This window comes from Streptomyces sp. NPDC060031, from assembly GCF_042736805.1.
Classification (GTDB): Bacteria; Actinomycetota; Actinomycetes; order Streptomycetales; family Streptomycetaceae; genus Streptomyces.
This window is the reverse complement of the sequence record NZ_JBHWVM010000123.1, coordinates 1-19,849: the sequence shown is the minus strand read 5'-3', so window position 1 is coordinate 19,849 and position 19,849 is coordinate 1. Positions and strand designations below refer to the sequence as shown.

The 19,849-nt window shown below is 69.7% G+C and carries 15 protein-coding genes and 3 pseudogenes; 8 read left to right on the top strand and 10 right to left on the bottom strand.

Annotated elements, in window-relative coordinates:
- The coding region (locus tag ACFWB8_RS33775) for a polymorphic toxin-type HINT domain-containing protein (protein WP_385236029.1) at positions 1-2,820 on the top strand (2,820 nt) is incomplete at its 5' end.
- Positions 2,821-2,822: 2 nt separating this feature from the next.
- Complete coding sequence (locus ACFWB8_RS33770; protein ID WP_385236026.1) at positions 2,823-3,170, top strand: hypothetical protein; 348 nt, start codon at positions 2,823-2,825, stop codon at positions 3,168-3,170.
- A gap of 136 nt (positions 3,171-3,306) precedes the next feature.
- Here the strand turns inward: ACFWB8_RS33770 and ACFWB8_RS33765 are convergent, their stop codons facing one another.
- Positions 3,307-6,057 carry an IPT/TIG domain-containing protein gene (locus ACFWB8_RS33765; protein ID WP_385236023.1) on the bottom strand — a complete coding sequence of 917 codons (2,751 nt, stop codon included), beginning with the start codon at positions 6,055-6,057 and terminating at the stop codon, positions 3,307-3,309.
- Between the two features lie 478 nt (positions 6,058-6,535).
- Between ACFWB8_RS33765 and ACFWB8_RS33760 the strand changes: the two genes are divergently transcribed.
- Complete coding sequence (locus tag ACFWB8_RS33760) at positions 6,536-6,886, top strand: PRC-barrel domain-containing protein (protein ID WP_385236020.1); 351 nt, start codon at positions 6,536-6,538, stop codon at positions 6,884-6,886.
- 131 nt (positions 6,887-7,017) lie between these two features.
- Here ACFWB8_RS33760 and ACFWB8_RS33755 read toward each other — a convergent pair whose 3' ends face one another.
- The 4 genes from ACFWB8_RS33755 to ACFWB8_RS33740 form a co-directional block, all read right to left on the bottom strand.
- Positions 7,018-7,251: a DUF6480 family protein gene (locus tag ACFWB8_RS33755; protein ID WP_385236017.1), complete on the bottom strand. Its 234-nt coding sequence runs from the start codon at positions 7,249-7,251 to the stop codon at positions 7,018-7,020.
- A gap of 424 nt (positions 7,252-7,675) precedes the next feature.
- A complete protein-coding gene (locus ACFWB8_RS33750) occupies positions 7,676-8,344 on the bottom strand; it encodes a DUF3618 domain-containing protein (RefSeq protein WP_385236014.1) in 669 nt (222 codons plus the stop codon).
- Entirely contained in the window at positions 8,320-8,757 is a 438-nt protein-coding gene (locus ACFWB8_RS33745; protein ID WP_385236011.1) for a phage holin family protein, read from the bottom strand. Before ACFWB8_RS33745 ends, ACFWB8_RS33750 begins: the two co-directional genes overlap by 25 nt.
- 2 nt (positions 8,758-8,759) lie before the next feature.
- Positions 8,760-9,452 (bottom strand): hypothetical protein, encoded by a 693-nt coding sequence (locus tag ACFWB8_RS33740; RefSeq protein ID WP_385236008.1) that lies wholly within the window; start codon positions 9,450-9,452, stop codon positions 8,760-8,762.
- Between the two features lie 695 nt (positions 9,453-10,147).
- Between ACFWB8_RS33740 and ACFWB8_RS33735 the strand changes: the two genes are divergently transcribed.
- Entirely contained in the window at positions 10,148-10,885 is a 738-nt protein-coding gene (locus ACFWB8_RS33735; protein WP_385236005.1) for a DUF72 domain-containing protein, read from the top strand.
- 24 nt (positions 10,886-10,909) lie between these two features.
- On the opposite strand, the gene ACFWB8_RS33730 is transcribed toward ACFWB8_RS33735, so the two are convergent.
- The gene (locus ACFWB8_RS33730) at positions 10,910-11,248 is read right to left on the bottom strand and encodes a hypothetical protein (protein ID WP_385236002.1); all 339 of its coding nucleotides are present in this window, start codon (positions 11,246-11,248) and stop codon (positions 10,910-10,912) included.
- Positions 11,249-11,264: 16 nt separating this feature from the next.
- Positions 11,265-13,004, bottom strand: a complete 1,740-nt coding sequence (gene ctaD, locus ACFWB8_RS33725; protein WP_385235999.1) for a cytochrome c oxidase subunit I — start codon at positions 13,002-13,004, stop codon at positions 11,265-11,267.
- 1,318 nt (positions 13,005-14,322) lie between these two features.
- Here ctaD and ACFWB8_RS33720 point away from each other — a divergent pair.
- From ACFWB8_RS33720 to ACFWB8_RS33710, 3 genes and pseudogenes are all read left to right on the top strand, one after another.
- On the top strand, positions 14,323-15,159 hold the full coding sequence (locus tag ACFWB8_RS33720) for a class I SAM-dependent methyltransferase (protein WP_385235996.1): 837 nt from the start codon (positions 14,323-14,325) through the stop codon (positions 15,157-15,159).
- A gap of 213 nt (positions 15,160-15,372) precedes the next feature.
- Entirely contained in the window at positions 15,373-15,705 is a 333-nt protein-coding gene (locus ACFWB8_RS33715) for an STAS domain-containing protein (protein ID WP_385235993.1), read from the top strand.
- 77 nt (positions 15,706-15,782) lie between these two features.
- Positions 15,783-16,096, top strand: a pseudogene (locus ACFWB8_RS33710) (ectoine/hydroxyectoine ABC transporter ATP-binding protein EhuA); the annotation flags it as partial.
- A gap of 16 nt (positions 16,097-16,112) precedes the next feature.
- On the opposite strand, the pseudogene ACFWB8_RS33705 reads toward ACFWB8_RS33710, so the two are convergent.
- A pseudogene (locus ACFWB8_RS33705) lies at positions 16,113-17,671 on the bottom strand (sulfatase-like hydrolase/transferase); the annotation flags it as partial.
- Between the two features lie 119 nt (positions 17,672-17,790).
- Positions 17,791-18,378 (bottom strand): rhodanese-like domain-containing protein, encoded by a 588-nt coding sequence (locus ACFWB8_RS33700; RefSeq protein ID WP_385235990.1) that lies wholly within the window; start codon positions 18,376-18,378, stop codon positions 17,791-17,793.
- Positions 18,379-18,641: 263 nt separating this feature from the next.
- On the opposite strand from ACFWB8_RS33700, the gene ACFWB8_RS33695 reads away from it, so the two are divergent.
- A complete protein-coding gene (locus ACFWB8_RS33695; RefSeq protein WP_385235987.1) occupies positions 18,642-18,956 on the top strand; it encodes a hypothetical protein in 315 nt (104 codons plus the stop codon).
- 292 nt (positions 18,957-19,248) lie between these two features.
- Here the strand turns inward: ACFWB8_RS33695 and ACFWB8_RS33690 are convergent.
- Positions 19,249-19,713, bottom strand: a pseudogene (locus ACFWB8_RS33690) (ABC transporter ATP-binding protein); the annotation flags it as partial.
- Positions 19,714-19,849: the final 136 nt, after the last annotated feature.

Genomic DNA, 19,849 nt, shown 5'->3' with positions numbered 1-19,849 from the left:
GCCACCGCCCGCGCCGCCGCCGCCCTGGCCCGCGATTCGGCCGCCGCTGCCGACCAGGCCCGCATCGCCTCCTCCGCCGCCGGTGACGCCGCCGCTGCCTCCCGCAGCGCGGGGGCCAACGCGGACGCGGCGGCTTCGGCTGCCGAGCAGGCCAACGACTACGCCGACGCGGCGGGCAACCACTCGGCCGAGGCGCGCAACGCCGCCGCCGACGCCCGCCGCCACGCCAACGCCGCCAACCGCGCCGCCGACAGCGCCACCGCGCTCGCGGCCCGCTCCGCGGGTGCCGCCGCTGAGGCCCGCGACGCCGCCCGCTCGGCCGCCACCCACGCCGACAACGCCGCCGGCGCCGCCGAAGAGGCCGCCAAGCACGCCGGTGAGTCGGCGGCAGCCGCCGAGCAGGCCAACAAGCACGCGGCCGCGGCGAAGACCGCGGCGGACGCGGCCGGCGCGGCCGTGGAGACGGCCAAGAAGGTCTTCGCCATCGCCAGGGACGCGGAGGCGGCCGACCTGGCCACCCGCACCGAGACCGCCATCGAGCGCGCCAAGTCCCGCAAGGCCCAGGCTGAGGAGTACGTGGCGAAGGCCGCCGCCGAGCAGCTCGACGTCCTCGCGCTCAACACCACCGCGACGGCCCTCAAGGCCGAAGCGGACAAGCCCGACGTCGACGTGAAGGCGACCGCCGCCAAGGGCCGGGCCCTCGCGCTCAAGGCCCTCAAGCTCCGGGGCCCCTGGAGCCAGGAAGAGGCGGGACGCGCCCTCGCCGGTACCGACGCAGCCGTGGTGGAGTACCTGCGGAGCGGCTGGAACCGGGCCGGCGGCCACGAGGTCCACGAGCGGGTCTACCAGCTCAGCACCCAGAGCCCCTACCCGGGGGTGCGTACCGCCGCGGCGAACGCGCTGAAAGGCAGTGACCAGCAGGTCGCGGACTTCTACGCCAGCGGTCAGTACGTCAGTGGTACTGATGACTTGGCGGTGCGAGTCTCGCAGATCAACAACACCGGCGGTCCGAGCGTGAAGGACGCCTCGAGGGCGGCCCTTGCCAAGGGAACCGGCCAGGCGATGAGCTCGTTCGTCAACGTCGGCCAGTACACGGCACGCCGAACCGACGAGGAGGTCATCGCCTCCAAGCTGGTGACGGCCGGCGGCCCGGAGGTGAAGGCCGCGGCGAAGATCGCGCTGGCCGGTCCCGCCGACCAGCTGCACGAGTTCGTCACGGTCGGCCAGTACATGGCCGACCGCAAGGACCAGCTCGCCGCGCACCACGTGAACCAGGTCGACCGGCTCATCGCCGAGGCCTCCGTGATCGCCGCGAAGGCCCAGCAGAACCGTTGGAAGGCCGCGGAAGCCGCCGCGAAGGCCAACCAGGCCTCGGCCGAGGCCAACAACGCCTACAACGAGGCGAAGAAGTCCGCTGAGGCGGCCGGGAAGTACGCCACCGACGCCACCAACTCCGCCAACGCCGCGCAGACCAGCGCCAACCAGGCCGCCAAGTCCGCCAGCACCGCGCGCGCCGCCGCCGCCCGGGCGGACGCCGACGCCAAGGCTGCGGCAGACTCCGCCGCCCAGGCCGAGTTCTCCGCCCAGTACGCCCGCCAGTCGGCCGTCGAGGCCAACGACTCCGCCACCCTCGCCCGCAGCCACGCCACCGCCGCGGGCAAGAGCGCCGAAGAAGCCACCAGCCTGGCCCTCCAGGCCTGGGGCGAAGTCCAGAAGAAGCGCGAGGCCGAAGAGGCCGAGGCACGTCGCAAGGCCGAGGAACTGCGTAAGAAGGAACAGGAGACGGCGAAGAAGAAGGAGCCGCGACGCTGCATCCCGCACTTGACCCGTGAGGAGTTCGGCTGGCGCAACTGCCTGATGGCACCCGGTGACTCGGTGCTGGAGATGCCCGAGATCGACCCCGCCATCCGGGACCTCGTCTTCGAGCTCACTGGCATCGCCGACATCAAGAAGTGCATCGAGGACCCCAACTTCGGCGACTGCGCGATGGCCGTCGTCGGCGTGCTGCCGGTCGGCAAGGGCGCCAAGGTCCTCAAGTGGGGCCTGGAGGGCGTCGAGGCCGCGGCCGAGTCACGCCGTCTGAAGAAGGTGACGGAGTGCCTGATCGGCGCCGCCAACAGCTTCCCGGCCGGGACCCGGGTGCTGCTGGGCGACGGCTCCACCCGTCCGATCGAACAGGTCAGGATCGGGGACATGGTCCTCGCCACCGACCCCGAGACGGGCGTGGCCGGTCCGCGCCGTGTCACCGCGACCATCTACACGCCGGACGACCGTGACTTCACCGATCTCACCCTGGCCGGCGGGGGGCTGCTCACGGCCACCGACCACCACCCCTTCTGGTCGCAGACCGCGAAGGCGTGGAAGGACGCGGCCGAGCTCACCGCCGGTGAGGAACTGCGCACGGACGACGGCACGAGCGTGCGCATCAGCGCGGTGCGCCACTGGACGACCCTCCAGCCCGCCTACAATCTGACCGTCGACGGCCTGCACACCTTCTACGTGCTGGCCGGGCCGACCCCGGTCCTGGTCCACAACACGAAGCCCTGCGGACCGCCGCTCAAGTCGCTGCACCCGGACAGCTCACTCGCCAAGAGCTCGCTGGACTTCTGGCACAAGCAGGACACCGAGGACATCGTCTTCTCGCTGCGCAGTGGCGGGCAGGAGCCGCTGATCGCCAAGGCGGACGGCACCATCATGAACGGGAACACCCGGGTCGCGGTCCTCCGGTCCCGCGGGTACGACGTCGACTCGCTCCCCCGCGAGTCCTACACCGAAGGCAAGAAGATGACGGACGAGGACTTCTGGGACATGGACCAGTGAGCGTGCGCGAGGACGTCCGGGCCGCGCTGGGATCGGATTCCAGGGAACTGTTCCTGCTGGCGCTGGGTCACCGGCTCGGCGTCGCGGCCCGCGGCGCCTTCGCCGAGGCCGGCGCGGTCGATGTGGAGCGGGCCAGGGCTTGCAACGAGATGATGATCTGCGTGTGGTCGCAGGCGTGGGCCACACGGGCCGAAGCCGCCGGATACCCGGACGCGGACTTCCTGTCCGTGCTCCTGGAGAAGGCCGACGTCGCGGACGCGCGGCCGTTCCTGCGCGAGGCCCTGGAGAGCGCCCTGCTGGCGGTCCGTACGGCGGAGCGGGACGACCGGCCGGACGACACCCGCGACTGAGCCGTTGAACAGAGGCTGACCGGTCGCACCGGACGGGCCCCGTCGGAGATCACTCCGCCGGGGCCCGTGCCGTGTCCCGGCGGCCCGGCCCCGAGTGCGGGGCCGGGCCGGTGTGCTCGTGAGGGGGCTGTGGGTGTCAGCGCAGGGTGAAGGGTGCTACGTGGGTGGTGGTGTCTGCTCCGCTGATGGTGAATTCGAGGTAGTAGTTGCCGTTCGGCAGCCCCCGCGTGCTGAGGGGGAGGCTGTAGCCGGAAGCCAGCGGGGTGTAGGGCATCCGGGCGCCGACCGTCCTTGTGACGGGGCCGGTGATGCGGGTGGCCGTCACGGTAATGCCGGAGTTGGAGAGGTTGTTGCCGTTCGCGTCGCAGATCCGCAGGCTGATCACGACCTGGCCGAGAAGGCGGACCGGGCGGTTCGGGTCGTAGAGGAGGCAGATGCGGTACGCCACGTTGTAGGTGACGCTCTTGGTGGACGGGTTCGTGGCGATGTCCTTGGCGTTGACCGTGAAGGTGTGCGAGCCAAGGGCCGAGGTGTTGATGGGGCTGCTGTTGGGGACCGTGCCGACGCAGCTCGCCATCCCGGAGGTGGCGTCCGTGCACGAGTAGGACGCGGTGACCGGCTGGCGGTACAGATAGGTGCCCGCGGTCGGTCGGACGATGGTGATCGTCGGCGCCACCGTGTCGAGCCGAACGGTGATCGTCGGCGCGGAGGTGTTGCCGGAGTTGTCGGTGGCGGTGTACGTCACTGTGGTCACGCCGTTCACCGTGATCGGGACGGAGGCGTTCGCGCCCGACACGACGGTGGAGGCGATCGGCTGGGCGCCGCTCGCGCTGTAGGTGATCTTCTGGACGCCGGAGGCGCAGGCTCCCTCACTGGCGCTGATGTTGACGGTGGCCGGGCTGGTGGTGTTCCAGCCTGCGCCGTTGGGTGCGGGCGAGATGCTCGCGGAGGCGGTCGGGGCGGTCGTGTCCGCGTCGTAGGTGAACCGGTCGGCGGCGGTGATCGGGCTGGTGCCGTCGGGGGTGGTCACGGTGACGTCCACCGTGCCCCGTGCCTGCGGGGGCACCTGCGCGGTCAGTTCCTCCGGCCCGGTGACGTTCACGTTCGTGGCGGCCACGGAGCCGAATTTGACGGTGGTGCCGCTCGTGGGGAATTCCGTTCCCCGTACGGTCACGGTGTTGACGCACTGCGCCAGTTCGGGCGCGTGGTTCGGGGTGACGGCGGTGACGGTGGGCGGGGACAGCGTGACGCGGTCCATCGCGGTGCCCCAGTCGCCGCCGAAGATCCCGGTGTTGCCGGTGGCTCCGATCTGCTGGACCGTCCACACGTCCTTGGGATTGCTCGGGTCGCGCGCGGTGCCCGAGTAGTCGCCCCAGCGGGGGGCGCCGTTGCAAGCGCACGTGTAGGCCTGCGTGCCCGCCGCGTAGAAGTCGCCGAAGGTGGCGGCCGGGAAGTTGCCGCCCGGCACTCCGATCGCGACCCCGCCGGCGAACAGGGTGGACGAGGAGGCGGTGAATCCCGCGAACAGGTCGTCCTCGTCATTCAGGGTCAGCGAGCCGTAGTAGATGTCCCCGCCCACGAGGCCGAGGTTGAGGTTGGTCGACAGACTTTGGCTGCCGCCGGTCGCGACCTGGATGAAGCGCTGGCAGGCGTGGACCGCGGTGTCTCCGATGGGGGTACAGCCAACGTTGAAGACGCCCCACAGGCGGTTGTTCTGCCAGGCGACCGACAGCATCCGGTCGTCGTTGGTCTCGATCGTGGCATCACCCCCGGCCGGCTGGGCCGCCGCCGGCGGCGGGTCGGCGGTTCCGATGGCGATGGTGTTCACGGTGCGGTTGACCGCGCTGACGCCCGGCACGCCGGTGATCGTGGTCACCATCACGTTGGTGCCGTCGTGCTTCATCGAGAGCTGGTCGTTGATCGCCGACAGCGACGTGGCCGGTACGGCGTCGTCCAGGGTGGTGTCCTGTGCGAACGTCGTGAAGTTGATCGTGCCACCGGCCAGCAGGTCCGCCTTGTTGACGACGACGTTCACCGCGCCCAGGAACGGCGACGGCGCGGGCGCGCTTTGGTCGAAGTTGTTCCAGGCCAGCGTGACCTTGTCGTTGGTGTATCCAAGGAGCGGCCGGTCCTGCAGGACGTTGGAGGTGTTGCTGCCGACGTTGTAGACGGTCCAGTGTCCCCGGGGGTCGGAGCTGTCACTGACCGCGACGTCGTTCTCGTCACCGCCGGCCAGGAGCCCCTCGTACGACGCGAAGAACCTGCCGGACCCCGCGTCGTAGTGCACCCGCGGGTCCCCGCCCGTGTCCGCCGCGAACCCGAAGAAGGTGCCCAGGTCGAAGGGCGAGCCCACCGCATTGCCGGCCTTGTCGTAGATCTGGCCGGCACGGTTGACGAACTGGACGATGTAGGTGGGCCCGACCGCGAGATTGGTGTCGGAGGGAGCGGTCTGCGAGGCGGCGTCGTTGTCCCCGTTCCCGAGCGTGGAGAACGTCTTCAGCCGCTCCACGACGGCCGTGGAAGGCGCCGCCTTCAGCGCCGTCGTGTCCTTCGGAGTCAGCAGCGCCGTGGTGACCGGCAGGCTCGGCTGCCGCATCGGTCCCACGGGCGCCCGCCGCTTCGGAGGGGCCAGGTAGGGGCGTGCCTGCGGCTCGGCGGTGCGCTTGGGCCGGGGCAGCGCGCTCACGTCCACCCGCTGCTTCACCTCGGCTCGCGACAGCTTCGCCTCGCCGTCCCACGGCGATGGACTGCCCGCGGTGGGCGGGGCACTGGGACGCGGTTCGGGGGGCGCCGCAGCGGCGGGCGCGGCCACGGCGAGTGCCAGGGTGAGCGCGAGGAGGAGCGCGCGCAACCAGCCGCGCGGGGCGCGCCCCACCGGTCGGTTCATTCCGAGAAGCCGTCTCGTCGACACGGGCTCCCCCCTTCAGCCCTGAAGGGAAGTCCGGTTCCGCCCGCGCACCTGCGGCGGGCGGCAGTTGTCCTGCAGTAACCGATGATCACGGCCGCTATCTATCGGAAATGCCGTCGCGCCTGTAGCGGTCCGCGGTCCGGCGTGCCGATGCTTCCCCCGCCCGGCCTACGGCCTGGCTTGACGCCTGGCTTCGTGAGGTGACTGCGGTGAACCCGGTCGGGCGCTCAGGTGACCTCTGCTCCCGTCCCATCCCACCGGCCACGGCGGGACCGCCATGCCGCAGTGGGGACCCCCCGCCCCCGTAGGCGGGCCCGGTCGGGAGACGGCACCCGCTGGGCTGTTGGGGTGGCAGTCGTGTGGCGCCCGACGTAGTCACGCGTCACGCAGGCTGCCCGAGCGGGCAGGGATCACATGCTCATTCCCACCCCGCCCCAGCAGAGAAGAGGAGCATCCTGTGAGCGCAGACATGTGGAGCTACAACCCCGAGTCGAACTACACGCCGGGGACCCGTCTGATCGGCTTCAAGGTCGAAGCCAGTGACGGCCATATCGGCAAGGTCGACGAGCACACCGAGGACGTCGGCGCGTCCTACATCGTCGTGGACACCGGGCCCTGGATCTTCGGCAAGCATGTCCTGATCCCTGCCGGCACCGTCGTCCGCGTCGACGTGAAGGACGAGAAGATCCACGTCAACCTCACCAAGGACCAGATCAAGGAGTCCCCCGAGTACGACAAGGACAAGCACCGCGGCGACCCCGCGTACCGCGGCCAGCTCGGCCAGTACTACGGCCACGACCACAGCTGACCACTGTCCCGCTCGCCGCTGCGGCTCCCCACCACGCAGGGGAGCCGCAGCACCCGCGCCCGTGCCCGACCGGAAGGCCGGAGGGCCGGAGGGCCGGTCGACCTCGGCTGTGCCGTCCCTGCCGGCCCCGCTCAGAAGTTCAGCATGACGGCGTAGGCAAGGAAGAAGAGGGCGCAGACCAGGGCCAGCAAGCAGATCAGCACGAGGGGGCCCTTGGCCCAGCCGCGGGTGAGGGGGCGGTACGGGCCCGCGCCGGAGCCGGTGCTCGACTCACCGGGCGGAGTCTCGCCCGGCGGTACGCCGCCGTCGTACGGTCGGGACGTGTTCCGCGGGTCTGGGTCTGGGTCTGGAACGTGTGCGGACATGTCTGCCTCCTCGCAGCGAAGGCCGGGTGCCGCGTAGTCGGCAGGGCGGCCGGGACTGTCCGGCGCCTACCCGCCGTCTGGCGGCCCACTCCTCGCGGACCGTCCGGGCAGACCCGCATCCGCACCGAGGAGGCCCAGGACACACACCTACGACGAGGGCGCGTAGAGCCTCGACGCCAAGCACAAGCGTCCGCGGCCATCCCGCCTGCCGCTCAGGTGCTCCTCCACGGCTCAGAGAGCCAGGCCAGCCGGGGCCATGGGGGGACGCACGACGGCGGGCCCGAACCACTGTGCTGGTTTCGGGCCCGCCTCATCTGGAGCCACGTGGAAACTTGCGGTGCTGAGCGGGAGCTGGGTCTTCGCTTCTGCTGGGCACCGACCCTGGCGAACACGCTGGCAGGCTCGCTCGGGCCACTCGTCTGCCTTACGCGGGAGGACGCTGTGCTCCGGGGTCGGTGCGTACCTCGTCGGCGGTTTCCCGTCCTACCTGGCGCAGTTCGTCGGCGGTTTCTTGTCCTGCGTTCTGCGCGTGCTCGGTCGTGGTGGATACGGCCTCCTGAGCCGTGTCCTTCACCGATCCCACGGCGTTTGCGACCGGTTCCTTCAGCTCTTCCCGGACCTCTTGGGCGGCATGGAGGGCGGTCTGCTTGACGGGTTCCAGCAACTCGTCCGAGTGCTCGCGCAGTTGCTGGCCCGCGCGCTCCTCGGCCTCGGTGGTCGGCAGGAGTGCGGCCGCGAGCATGCCGGCGCCGAAGGCCATCAGGCCGGCGGCCAGCGGGCTGCCCTGGGTCTGTCGCTTGATCTGGGCGGGGGCCTGCTGGAAGCTCTCCTGCACGTTGCCACCGACTTCCTTGGCCGTATCCGTGAGGCTGTCCGTAGCCTGGTGCAGGCTCCCGGAGGTACCGTGCGCAGCGTCGTGTGCCGTGCCCATCACGCGCTCCTTCACTCCGCTCACCCGGTGGCGCATCGAGTCGACCTTGCGCTGGGCCACCTTGCTCGGGGTCATCCTGTCCGCCAGGATGTTGACGTTGCGCGCCAAGTGCGCGCGCCGGTATTCCACATCGTTCGTCAGCTCGTCGGGTGTCGTGCCCATCGGGCATCCTCCTTCAAGGTCTCGACGGTCTGTTCCGGCTTCAGGTTGACGGTGCGCAGGCGCCCCCGGCCCATCACGTACAGGACCCCGCCCACCACGGCCCAAAGGAGGGTGACGATCAGGGCGGCCCATGCCGGGTCCATCACGTTGGCAAGGGCGAAGACGAGGGCCAGGCTGCCGAACAGCAGCACCACATGCCCCGCGTAACCGGCCCCGCCCAGCATGCCGACCGCCTTGCCCGCCTTCGCGGACTCCTGCTTGATCTCGGCTTTGGCCAGCTCGATCTCGTCTCGCACCAGCTGCGACATGTCCTGGCCGATCTCACCGATCAGATCACCGATGGACTGCTCAGATGCCGCCGGCCGTGAGGGTGGGGCGGGCGTCGCCGGTCGTTCGTGGGAGGAGATGGCCATGCTCAGATCCCTCCCCCTGGCTGCGACGGGCTGACGTAGGGCGGGGAGCTCGCCGGTGGGTAGGTCGGCGGCGCCGGGGTGACGTGCGGCGGCTGCGACTGCCCGTGGGTGTCGAGGGGGTCCTCGTAACCGGCTGGGACGCCGCTCTGCTGGGCGCGCGCCACTGAGGAGCTGCCGGAGGTATCCGACGAGGCGGCCGCGCTCACACCCTTGCCAGCTCGCGCGACGACGAAGCCTGCCAGCGCCGCGCCCGCGAGGAAGACGCCCGGGCGGCGGCGCGCGAAGCTCTGCAGGTCGCTGATCAGCCCGTCGGGGCCCCGCTTCTCCACATGGGCGGCCATCTGGTGGCCGCCGTCGGCAATCTGCCGGGCCACGTCCGCCATGGTGGAGTCGGGCTCGCCGTTCTCGCCCAGTTCCCGCAGCTCCTGCGAGAGGCGGCGCACGTTCTCCGCCAGCCTTTGGGTCTGGGTCTCGGCCTGACCGGTCAGCTGAGTGCGGAGCTCTCCGACGAGATCCCGGGCCTGCGCGGTGGCCTCGCCGACCACGTTGCCCGCCTGCTCCTTTGCCGTACCGCCCACTTCGGCGGCTTTGCCACCGACCAGCGACACACCCTCGCCGGCCTTGTCCTGAACAGTGTGTGCTACCGCCGTGGTCCTGCTCTCGTCCGGGCGGCTCGCATCCTGGAAGTCACTCAAGGCTCCTCCTGGTGAAGTGGCGTTTGGACGTTACAAAGGGGGCCTGCCCTCCTTTCGACGCCTCATCCCCACGCAGCCGGCCGAAGTGACGTGTGAGGAAGGCGGCCAGTCGCCGTCCTGGGCCGGGTCCCGCCAGGACAGCTCGCACCGCACCACGGCCGTACCCCGCCGCCTGCGCAGACTCCTACTGCCGCCCTGGAGCACTGGCCAGCCCAGTGAACAGGATGCGCACCGTCAGGGGAGGACGCCGAGGTCGCCGAGGTCGCCGCCAGAGGCCGACCAGCCGACGGATGTCCTTGTGGTCTGTCGTGGTCAGCCACGCGATCAGGACGCTGCCCTGGACCGTCCCGGTACCGGAAATCGGCGTGACGGGCCCGGTCGACGTTGCCAAATGCGGTCCTTCACGGACGCAGCGCGCGGGACGTGCCCCGACGTGGGGGCGAGGCGTTACGCGCCTCTTGTCTGGCTGCTGCAACACCCACCCTCTTGGGATTTTGCCGCCCCGGGTCGGCGACTCGACACGCGCAGGGTGCGTTCGGGCGGCGCCCCGGCCCGTCGGCGTGAGACCCACCCCTGATCCGCCCGAGAAGGGCGCACGACGGAGAACCGGGCCGGGCAGACGGCGGCCCAGCTGGCGGTCAGCGAGGGTACCCACTGCTGGGTATGCGCAGCGCGCGGGAGGGAAGGCGGACCATATGGCCGTTTTCGTCGGCACCTCCGGATGGCAGTATCGGGACTGGTCGGGCGTTCTCTACCCGTCGGACCGGCCACAACGGCTGTGGCTGGAGGAGTACACACAGCACTTCCCCACCGTGGAGCTCAACAACGCCTTCTATCGGCTGCCATCGCCCGAAACGTTCACGCAGTGGCGTGCACGGACTCCACCCGGCTTCGTCATGGCCGTGAAGGCGAGTCGTTTCCTGACGCACGTCAAACGCCTGCGTGAACCGGCGGAGCCGGTCCGACGGCTCATGGAGCACGCCGCTCCCCTGGGCGACCGGCTCGGTCCGGTCCTGCTCCAGCTGCCGCCCACGCTCCGCGCCGACGCTGCCGCGCTCGACGCCTGCCTCGCCTGCTTTCCCATCGGCATGCGCATCGCCGTCGAACCACGGCACGCGTCGTGGTGGACTGCGGAAATACGCTCCGTGCTCGTCGGCCGCGGCGCCGCCCTGTGCTGGGCCGACCGCCGGTCGCGGCCGGTGACACCGCTGTGGCGGACGGCCGACTGGGGATACGTTCGCTTCCACGAAGGCCGTGCCCAGCCCGCGCCCCGGTACGGTCGGGCGGCCCTGAGGAGCTGGGCGAACCGGATCGCGGACGCCTGGCCCCGGGAGGCGGACGTCTTCGCCTACTTCAACAACGACGCCGGCGGAGCCGCCGTTGCAGACGCACGGTCGTTCGGTCGTCTGACGGCTGGACCGGATGTCATGTGACCGCCTTCCGCGGGGCCGTCAGCGTCAAGGACGGCAGAGCAGGGCCACAGCGACGGTGTAGAGGCCGAGGGCGATCAATGCCAGGCAGGTGATGCGCCAGCGCAGGTGGTCGTATCGGTGGCTGTACTCCGCTTTGAGTTCTTCGGCGCGTGCCACTGTCGCGGCGAGCATCTCCTTGCGCAGGGCCAGATGGTGTTGCGCGAATCGGTGGCTGATCTCGTCCTGTTCGCCGGGCCCGAGCCAGGTCAGGGCGCCGGCGAAGGCCTGCCCTTTCTCACGTGCCTCCAGAAGGGCTGCCTGGCTCATCAAGAATCCCTCGATCCGGGCCAGCCCCGCGGGCGTTTCATCCGAGCGCTCGCTCATCGGCACGGTTCTCCGGCTATTCGGCCTGGTCCGGACCCAACCCGGAAAGCGACCCTCGAGGACCGGAAGCCCCGTCCTGGTCGATGACGTCGCGCTTGGGGTTGCCCGCGTAGTCGAGGGCGGCGATCTCGGGGTGGTGGAGGTCGAAGGCCGGCGATTCGGACCGCACGCGGGGCAGGGTGACGAAGTTGTGTCGGGGAGGTGGGCAGGAAGTGGCCCATTCCAGGGAGCGGCCGAATCCCCACGGGTCGTCGACGTCGACGCGGGGCGCGGACTTGGCTGTCTTCCACACGTTGTAGAAGAACGGCAGCGTGGAGGCCCCGAGGAGGAACGCGCCGATGGAGGAGAGGGAGTTCAGTGCGGTGAAGCCGTCGGCGGCGAGGTAGTCCGCGTACCGGCGCGGCATGCCCTCGGCGCCGAGCCAGTGCTGGACGAGGAAGGTCATGTGGAAACCGACGAACAGGGTCCAGAAGTGGATCTTTCCCAGGCGTTCGTCGAGCATCGTGCCGGTCATCTTCGGCCACCAGAAGTAGAACCCGGCGAACATGGCGAAGACGACCGTCCCGAAGACCACGTAGTGGAAATGGGCCACCACGAAGTAGGAGTCGGTGACCTGGAAGTCCATCGGGGGCGAGGCCAGGATGATGCCGGTCAGGCCGCCGAAGAGGAACGTGACGAGGAACCCGATGGACCAGAGCATCGGTGTCTCGAAAGAGAGGGACCCCTTCCACATCGTGCCGATCCAGTTGAAGAACTTCACCCCTGTCGGCACCGCGATCAGGAACGTCATGAAGGAGAAGAACGGCAGCAGTACCGCCTGAGTGGCGAACATGTGGTGGGCCCACACGGTCAGGGACAGGCCGGCGATGGAGATCGTGGCACCGACCAGGCCGAGGTACCCGAAGATCGGCTTGCGGGAGAACACCGGAATGATCTCGGTGACGATCCCGAAGAAGGGCAGAGCGATGATGTAGACCTCGGGGTGCCCGAAGAACCAGAACAGGTGCTGCCAGAGGAGGGCGCCGCCGTTCTCGGGGTTGAAGACCTGCGCGCCGAACTTGCGGTCGGCCTCCAGCACCAGCAGGGCCGCGGCCAGTACGGGGAAGGCGAAGAGGACCAGGACCGAGGTCAGCAGGATGTTCCAGGTGAAGATCGGCAGCCGGAACATGGTCATGCCCGGCGAGCGCATACAGATGATCGTCGTGACGAAGTTGACCGAGCCGAGGATCGTGCCGAACCCGGACAGGGCCAGGCCCATGATCCACATGTCGCCGCCGATGGACGGAGTGCGCGTCGAAGTGCTGAGCGGCGTGTAGGCGGTCCAGCCGAAGTCCGCGGTGCCGTTCGGGGTGAGCACACCGGCCACGACGATCAGGCCGCCAAAGAGGAACAGCCAAAACGACAGCATGTTCAGCCGCGGAAACGCCACGTCCGGCGCGCCGATCTGCAACGGCATGATGGCGTTGGCGAAGCCGGCGAAGGTCGGGGTCGCGAAGAAGAGCAGCATGAGCGTGCCATGCAGGGTGAAGATCTGGTTGTACTGCTCGTTGGAGACGATCTGCATGCCCGGCCGGGCCAGCTCCGCCCGCAACAGCAGCGCCAGTACACCGCCGATGATGAAGAACCCGAACGACGCGATCAGATACAAGTGCCCGATCTGCTTGTGGTCGGTGGTGCTCAGCCAGGAGATCAGCACGCTCCCCCGCGAGCGCCCCCGTACCGGGATCGGCGTCACGGGCTCGGTCGACGTCGCCATGGACGATTCCTTTGCGTCGGATCAGACGGGGAGGGACGCGCCGGTCTCCCGGCGCAGCGAGATCACGCCCCGCTTACATGTACTACGGAAAGTGACGGAGAGCTACGTGACGGCCGTTAGGTAACTCGGTTGGCCCTGGGCTTGCCGAGGTCGTCGGCAGCGACGAGGACACGCGGTGGAGCTGGGGGGCCAGCGTGCCCGGCTCGGCGGGCGGGGTTCGAGGCGGTGATCCGGGCAGCTGTCGCCACGTGCGGTTGCCGGCCGACGGGCATCGCGCGGTACCTGGCATCGCCGGCCGTACTGACCACCGGCCGCAGTGACCACCGACCACCGTGTGGCACGCCCAACAGGCTTGGACAGTCTGCCGGGCTGGGTGGCAGTCGACGGGCGATCGGGTCCCGAGGTGAGGTTCCCTCGCTGTGCGGGAGGTGCTGATCAGCTGTTCAGGGCGGGTTGGCGGGGATGGAACCAGTGCCCAGTCTCGTCCGCGAGACCAGCCAGCAAGGCCTGGACTACGCCGGCGAACACTACGTCGCGAGCGGTGTTGCGGCTCGCACCCCGGATGTGCGGCCTGCCCTCGTCCTCTGAATCGTCGGACTCCGGCTTGTCGCTACCGGGCATGCGAACACCCCATCAGGACCGCCGCACTGAATCAGGATGGCCGGGGGCGACGGTCCGTCAAAAACCGGCCCTCCAGAAGCTGTGCTGCAGCACCCGGACGGGGTCGAACCAGAGTATGAGCACCTACCGACAACTACGGGGCAGGCACAGGTACGGTCGCCGATCACCCCCATGAACAACAGCGACAAAAGCTGCACCACGCCTCCGGCCAGTGTTTGCAGGGTGCGCCGTGCCTTCCGCGCCCCAGGCCGAGTTCCGGAAGATGACCGTCCCGGGCTCTGCGTTCTGCCCGGGCATCACCCGCGAACCTGGAGCCCCAACAGGCACGTTGGGCTGACACGTGCCCGGTGAACAGGTCCCCCGGGAGTGCGCGGCGCTCCCGGCCGGGGCGCGCCAGGAGCTACGCCCCGGGCCGCCGCCCGGCGCTGCAATCCCTCGAACGAGAGCCGACCTGCCTCGGCGTCCCAGACCAGTAGTTCGCCATCGAGGACCAGGCCGCCCGGCAGCTGCCACTCCGCGGCGGCCACCAGCGCCGGTCGGCCGGCATGTGTGTCCGCGAGGGAGCGGGGGCCGGTTCGTTACTGAACCACAACCCGAAGGCACTCCCGATATTGATATGTTTGTGATATACTGTCAAAAGTCGCCGGTAGTGTCTGATCGCATGACGAACAGTGGACAGCCAAGCCGGACGGCTCTCATGGCGGCCGCAGCGCGCGCCGCGCATCTCCTTGTCGACGACAGTCCCTCGATCTTCGTCGATCCTCTGGCGCAGACCTTCCTGGGGCAGCGTGCCCAGGAACTCCTCGGGTTCCACCGGTCTTATGGTGGTCACCCCGTCCTGGCCGGTGCGCGGACGACGGCCGTTACCCGCAGCCGCTATACGGAGGACCGGCTGGCCGAGCTGGCCCGCGAGGGCGTGGAGCAGTACGTGATTCTCGGTGCGGGGCTGGACTCCTTCGCCTATCGGTCGGAACTTGCCGACCGTGTCAGAGTGTTCGAGGTTGACCTGCCCGCGACCCAGGAGTGGAAGCGGGCACTGCTGGTTGCGACGGGGACGAAAGTGCCCTCGTCTGCGGTCTTCGTCCCTTTTGACTTCGAGCAGGAGTCCGCGCACTCGCTGGCTGGCCACCTCGTGAGGGCCGGCTTCGACCCGGGCCGGCCCGCCCTGGTCAGCTGGCTCGGGGTGACGATGTACCTCACCCGGGAGGCGGTCGGGCAGACGCTGGCCGTCATCAGTGGCTTCTCACCCGGCACCGAACTCATCGTGGAGCACCTCCTGCCGGTTGGACTGCGTGACGAGGCCGGGCAGTCGTATGCGGAGGCAGTCATGGCGGCCGCAGCCGAGCAGGGCGAGCCGTGGAGGACGTTCCTGAGCGTCGACCAGATGGATGCCCTCCTGCGCGAGCACCGGCTGAATCCGATCGCGTACGTCCAGCAGCGCGAGATCATAGACCCGGCAGGGTGGGAACGCGCCGATGCACTGCGCCCGTTCAACCTGTCCGTCCTCGCCCGCGCGAGCGTCCCCGCCCACTAGGCGGTGTCCGGTGGGTCAGGCCCTTCGTGCGGAGCGGAGTGCTTGCAAGCTAGGGCCACCGGTAAATTCTGCATGAGGCAACACAGATTTTCGCATGCCCACAAGTCGTATAATCTCTGCTCGCTACATTCGCCCATACGGGGTGCGCCTGAGCTGCGACGAGACCTGTTCCAACCACCGCTCAGGTGGTGCGTGAGGTGATGAAGGGGAAACGTGGAAGTCATTGCTCGTGTACGGGCGCTGCCCGATCAGGACGGCACCCGCGTCATCGCCTGCGCCGGGGAGTTCGACATCGATTCCCAAGGCGTCTTGAGTCAGGCTCTGGACGCCGCCTGCCGGGACGGCATAACCCGTACCGTCCTTGACTTGGAGCACGTCTGTTTCGCCGATTCCTCGATGCTCAACGCACTGATCGTCGCCCACCACCGCCAGCACCTCGTCTTGGCCGGTCCCCTCTCACCTCAAGTAGCGAGGCTCTTCGAGATGACCGGCACCGACGGGGTCCTCAACATCGCCGCAGACCTCACCAGCGCCCGCACCCGGTAGCGGGCCCGCCACCCGGGAGCTGGCCAAGCCACGGGCCGGTCCGCGTTCCGGCCGGTTGCTGTCGGGCGAATGCCAACTCCGCACCCGCCCGGCAGCGCGTGGCCATCGCCCGCGCGCTCGCCCCCTCGAACCCAAGGTACTGCTCGTCGGCGAGCCGACCTCGGCGCTCGACCCGGAGCTGGTCGGCGAGGCCCTGGACGTCATCAAGGACCTGGCCCGCGCCGGAACCACCGTGATCGTCGTGACGCACGAGATCGGCTTCGCCCACGAGGTCGCCGACACCGTCGTCTTCATGGACGCCGGAGCCGCCGTCGAACAGGGGTCGCCCGCAGCGGTCCTGGACGACCCGCAGCGCGCCCGCACCCGCGCCTTCCTCTCCAAGGTCCTCTGACCGCGCGCATTCATCGTCATTCGAAGACGGCGGCTGCCTCTCGCAGCACGCGAGCCACGAGCGCCGGGTCGTAGGGCGCCCGTGCCCCGGGGGTATAGGTCACCGAACGCAGGCGGCCGGTGTAGCGGAAGCTGCGGTGGCGTTCGTAGACGGGCCAGGAGACCGGGGACTTGCGGTCCACGCCCACGCTGATGCCTTGCAGAGGGGCCATCCCGATGAGCTGATGGACGCTGTCCGACCGGCCGGTCTCGACTCCGTCGATCAGGATGCGGAACTCCCAGCGCAGGCCCTCCACCGCGGTGGCCGAGGGGGTGACCCTCCGTCGGCCTGCGGGCAATGGGCCGGCGTCGGTCTCGTGCAGGTCCCCGTACTCGTTGTAGGCGAACCGCAGCCGTCCGTCCTCCACGTACAGGCTGTAGCCGCCGCCCTGGTCGCCGTGCGAGACCAGCACGCCCTGGTCCGACGCGGCGTGCTCGTCGAGGTCGACTGTGACGTCGAAGGAGCGGAACGAAATGAGCCGGGAGGAGCGGCCAGCTCGGGTGTGCCCGCCAGCAGGGTGAGGGGGCGGTGGAACCGCTCCTCGGCGGGGTTGCGCCGGGCCAGAGCGCCGCTGTCGTCGGCCAGAGGGAAGATGCCATTGCGCCAGGCCGCCGACTCCCAGGCCGCAGCCAGCTCCGTCACCACTTGCGGGTGGTCCTGAGCGACGTCGATGGTTTCGGTCGGGTCGGTGCGCAGATCGTACAGCGCCCATTCGCCGTCGTCGTACGGTGCGCCGGGACGGTGGAGCGTGACCAGCTTCCAGCCGTCGCGGTAGTAGCTGCGGTTGCCCGACATCTCGCAGTACTGCTCGGTGTGGGCGCTGGGGGTCCGCCCGTCGCGCAGGACGGCCGCGAAGCTGACGCCGTCCAGTTTCTGGGCGGGCCGCGAGCGCCACAGTTCCGGGCGCCGCACGCCCGCGAGTTCCAGGAGCGTGGGGGTGAGGTCGGTGACGTACTGGTACTGGTGCCGGACCCCGGCGCCATCCTCGGGCCGCCGCAGTCCCTCGGGCCATGAGATGACGCACGGCACACGCACGCCGCCCGCGTGGGTCTGGCCCGTCGATGTCCAGCGGGCTGTTGTCGCGGACGAGCTGGTGCGGGTGGAAGAGGCTGGTCAGGCCCTCCAGTACGCCGTAGTACTGGTCGAAGCCCTTCTGCAGCGGCCAGTTGCGCCGGCTATCGGCGGCGTTGGAGGCCGAGTCGCGCGTGAGGTGCCACTTGCCGACGGCGTACGTGGCGTAGCCCGCGTCGTGCAGGACCTCGGCCAGCGTGGGGATGTCCTCGCCGACCTCCATGCCGTAACCGGGGAATCCGGGATCGAAGTTGGCGACCGTCGAGTAGCCGACCCGGTGCGGGTTCAAGCCCGTGAGCAGGGCGGCGCGGGCCGGGGAACACAGGGGCATGGTGTGGTAGTTGGCCAGGCGCAGACCGCCTTCGGCCAGCCCGTCGAGTACGGGTGTGGAGATCTCCGAGCCGAAGGGGCCGATGTCGCTGAGCCCATGTCGTCGACCAGGACCACGACGACGTTCGGGGCGCGGCCGTCCGGCCTGCGCCGCTCCGGCCAGGCGGGCTCCGACTCGGCGAAGGTACGGCCGACCTGCCCGGCGAAGCCGTCGTACGGGTCGGGACGGTTCGGCGTGCCGGGAGGGGGAGCGGTCACGCGCGGGGCTCCTTGGGAGAAACGGACGGGAACGAGGTGTCCAGGGGTGCTTCCCCCCGCCGGTTGAAGGGAAGTCTGCCGAGCACGACCGCCATGCCGCAGGTGTTGCTGAGGGCGGAGAAGACCAGGCCGGCCGCGATTCCCACGGACAGCAACTGGAAGACCGGGTGGACGAGGAACCCGAGGGCCAGGCCGAGAAGCACGACGGAGCCCGCGGTGAAACGGACTTGGCGCTCCATGGCCCAGACGGTCCGCGGACGGCCTTCGGGGCGGTCGAGCCGGTACCCCTCGGCTGCCCAGGCGGTGGTGCCGCCTGTGAGGCTCGACGCGTCGACGCCGTGGGAGGCCAGGGTGGCAACGGCGTTCTCCGCCCGGGCGCCGGAGGCGCACACCACCAACAGGGGTCTGTGCTCGGCGGCCTGCCGGAAATGCGGCAGCGCCCGCCCGATGCGGTCGAGGGGGATGTTGACGGCGTCCGGCAGGTGGCCGGACGCGAACTCGCCCGGAGTGCGGACATCGACGGCGGTCAGCTCGTGGAGGCGGGAGAACGCCTCGTTCACGCTCAGGGCGGCGGAATCGCTCATGGCGGATCGTGGTCCTTGGCAGAGGGGGAGGGCCTGCGCGGAAGGCCGGAGGCACGTGCCGGGGATCCTAGACATCGCAGCGCCCATGGGGCCGCTGCCTGGTTCGACTGCCACACGGTTGCCACGTTGTGGCAACAACGGACGGCGCCGGTCGTCGCGTAACGCCAGGATTCCCTCGGGCTGCTCGCGGTGCTCCCCGGTGTGGCCGCGTGCCCCGTACGGGGGCGGCAGACTGGTGCATCCCCTGCGGAGAGGTGCAAAGCGTGTCGGTTGTGCGTGACCTGGACGAAGGCGCTTACCACCGGCTCATGCTGTTCGTCCGGGAGGTCGCCCTTGCCGTCGAGGTCGTCTGTGGGCCGGAGCGGACGTACCTCTACTCGCTGGGCAGCCAGCAGGGCAACGCACATCTGCACTGGCACATCGCCGCCCTGCCGGCCGGCGTCCCCTATCCTCAGCAGCAGTTCCACGCTCTCATGACGGAGAACGGTGTCCTGTCGCTGCCGCCGGACGAGGCGGTCGAGATGGCCGCACGCGTGCGCGAGGCGGTCATGACCCGGGGCGTCCCCAAAAAGGGATGACCGGCGGCGTCCTGGCTGCCCCTGCCGGGCCGCGCAGCTCACGGTCTTGCCGGTCGAGACGATGTCCTGCTCGCAGAGCCCGCCTATGGCCGCGTGTCTCGGCGCTGTCAAGACGGCGGTGTCGTCCCGGCGGCCGCGCCGCTGTCCGCGGCCACGCGAAAGCCGATGTTGCCGGTGGAGCTGTCGGGGACTTGCGGCCGGTCGGTGTCGAGCTGACCGTTTGATCAGCTCTTGACCAGCCGGCCGCGGTTGCGCAGCACCCACCGCTCGACCGGGCTGAAGATCAGCGGGCGAGGGCCGCGAACGGTTCGTCCATCAGCAGCAGTTGGCTGTCCTGGGCGAGGGCCCGGGCCAGGGCCACGCGTTGGCGCATGCCGCCGGACAGCTCGTGGACGCGTTTGCCGTAGGCGCCGCCGAGGCGGACAAGGTCCAGCAGCCGCTCGGTCTCGGGACGGCGTTCGGCCTTGGCGACCCCGCGCAGGCGCGGGGCCAGTTCGCCGGGGGTCGCGATGGTCCCCGCGGTCGGCTGGTCGAGTCCGGCGACGAGGTTGAGCAGGGTGGACTTTCCACACCCTGAGGCCCCCAGGATGGTGACGAACTCTCCGGGAGCGACATCGAGGCTGATGTCGTCCAGGACGAGCTGCGATCCGGCCGGGCCGGAGAAGGACTTCGAGACGTGCTCGATGCGGGCGGCGTGGGTCTGCTCCTGGGCGGTGCCCTCGGCAGCCTTGGCAAGTGTGGTGGCCATGGTCGTCACCTCCTGGGGTTGCTGGACTGGGGACTTACTTGGCGCCGAGACCGGCGTCGGAGACCGGGGGCTTGCCGGCGGCCTTGAGGACCTTGTTCAGGAGCGTCAGGTCGTAGATGCCGGCCAGGTCGGGCTGTTCGATGAG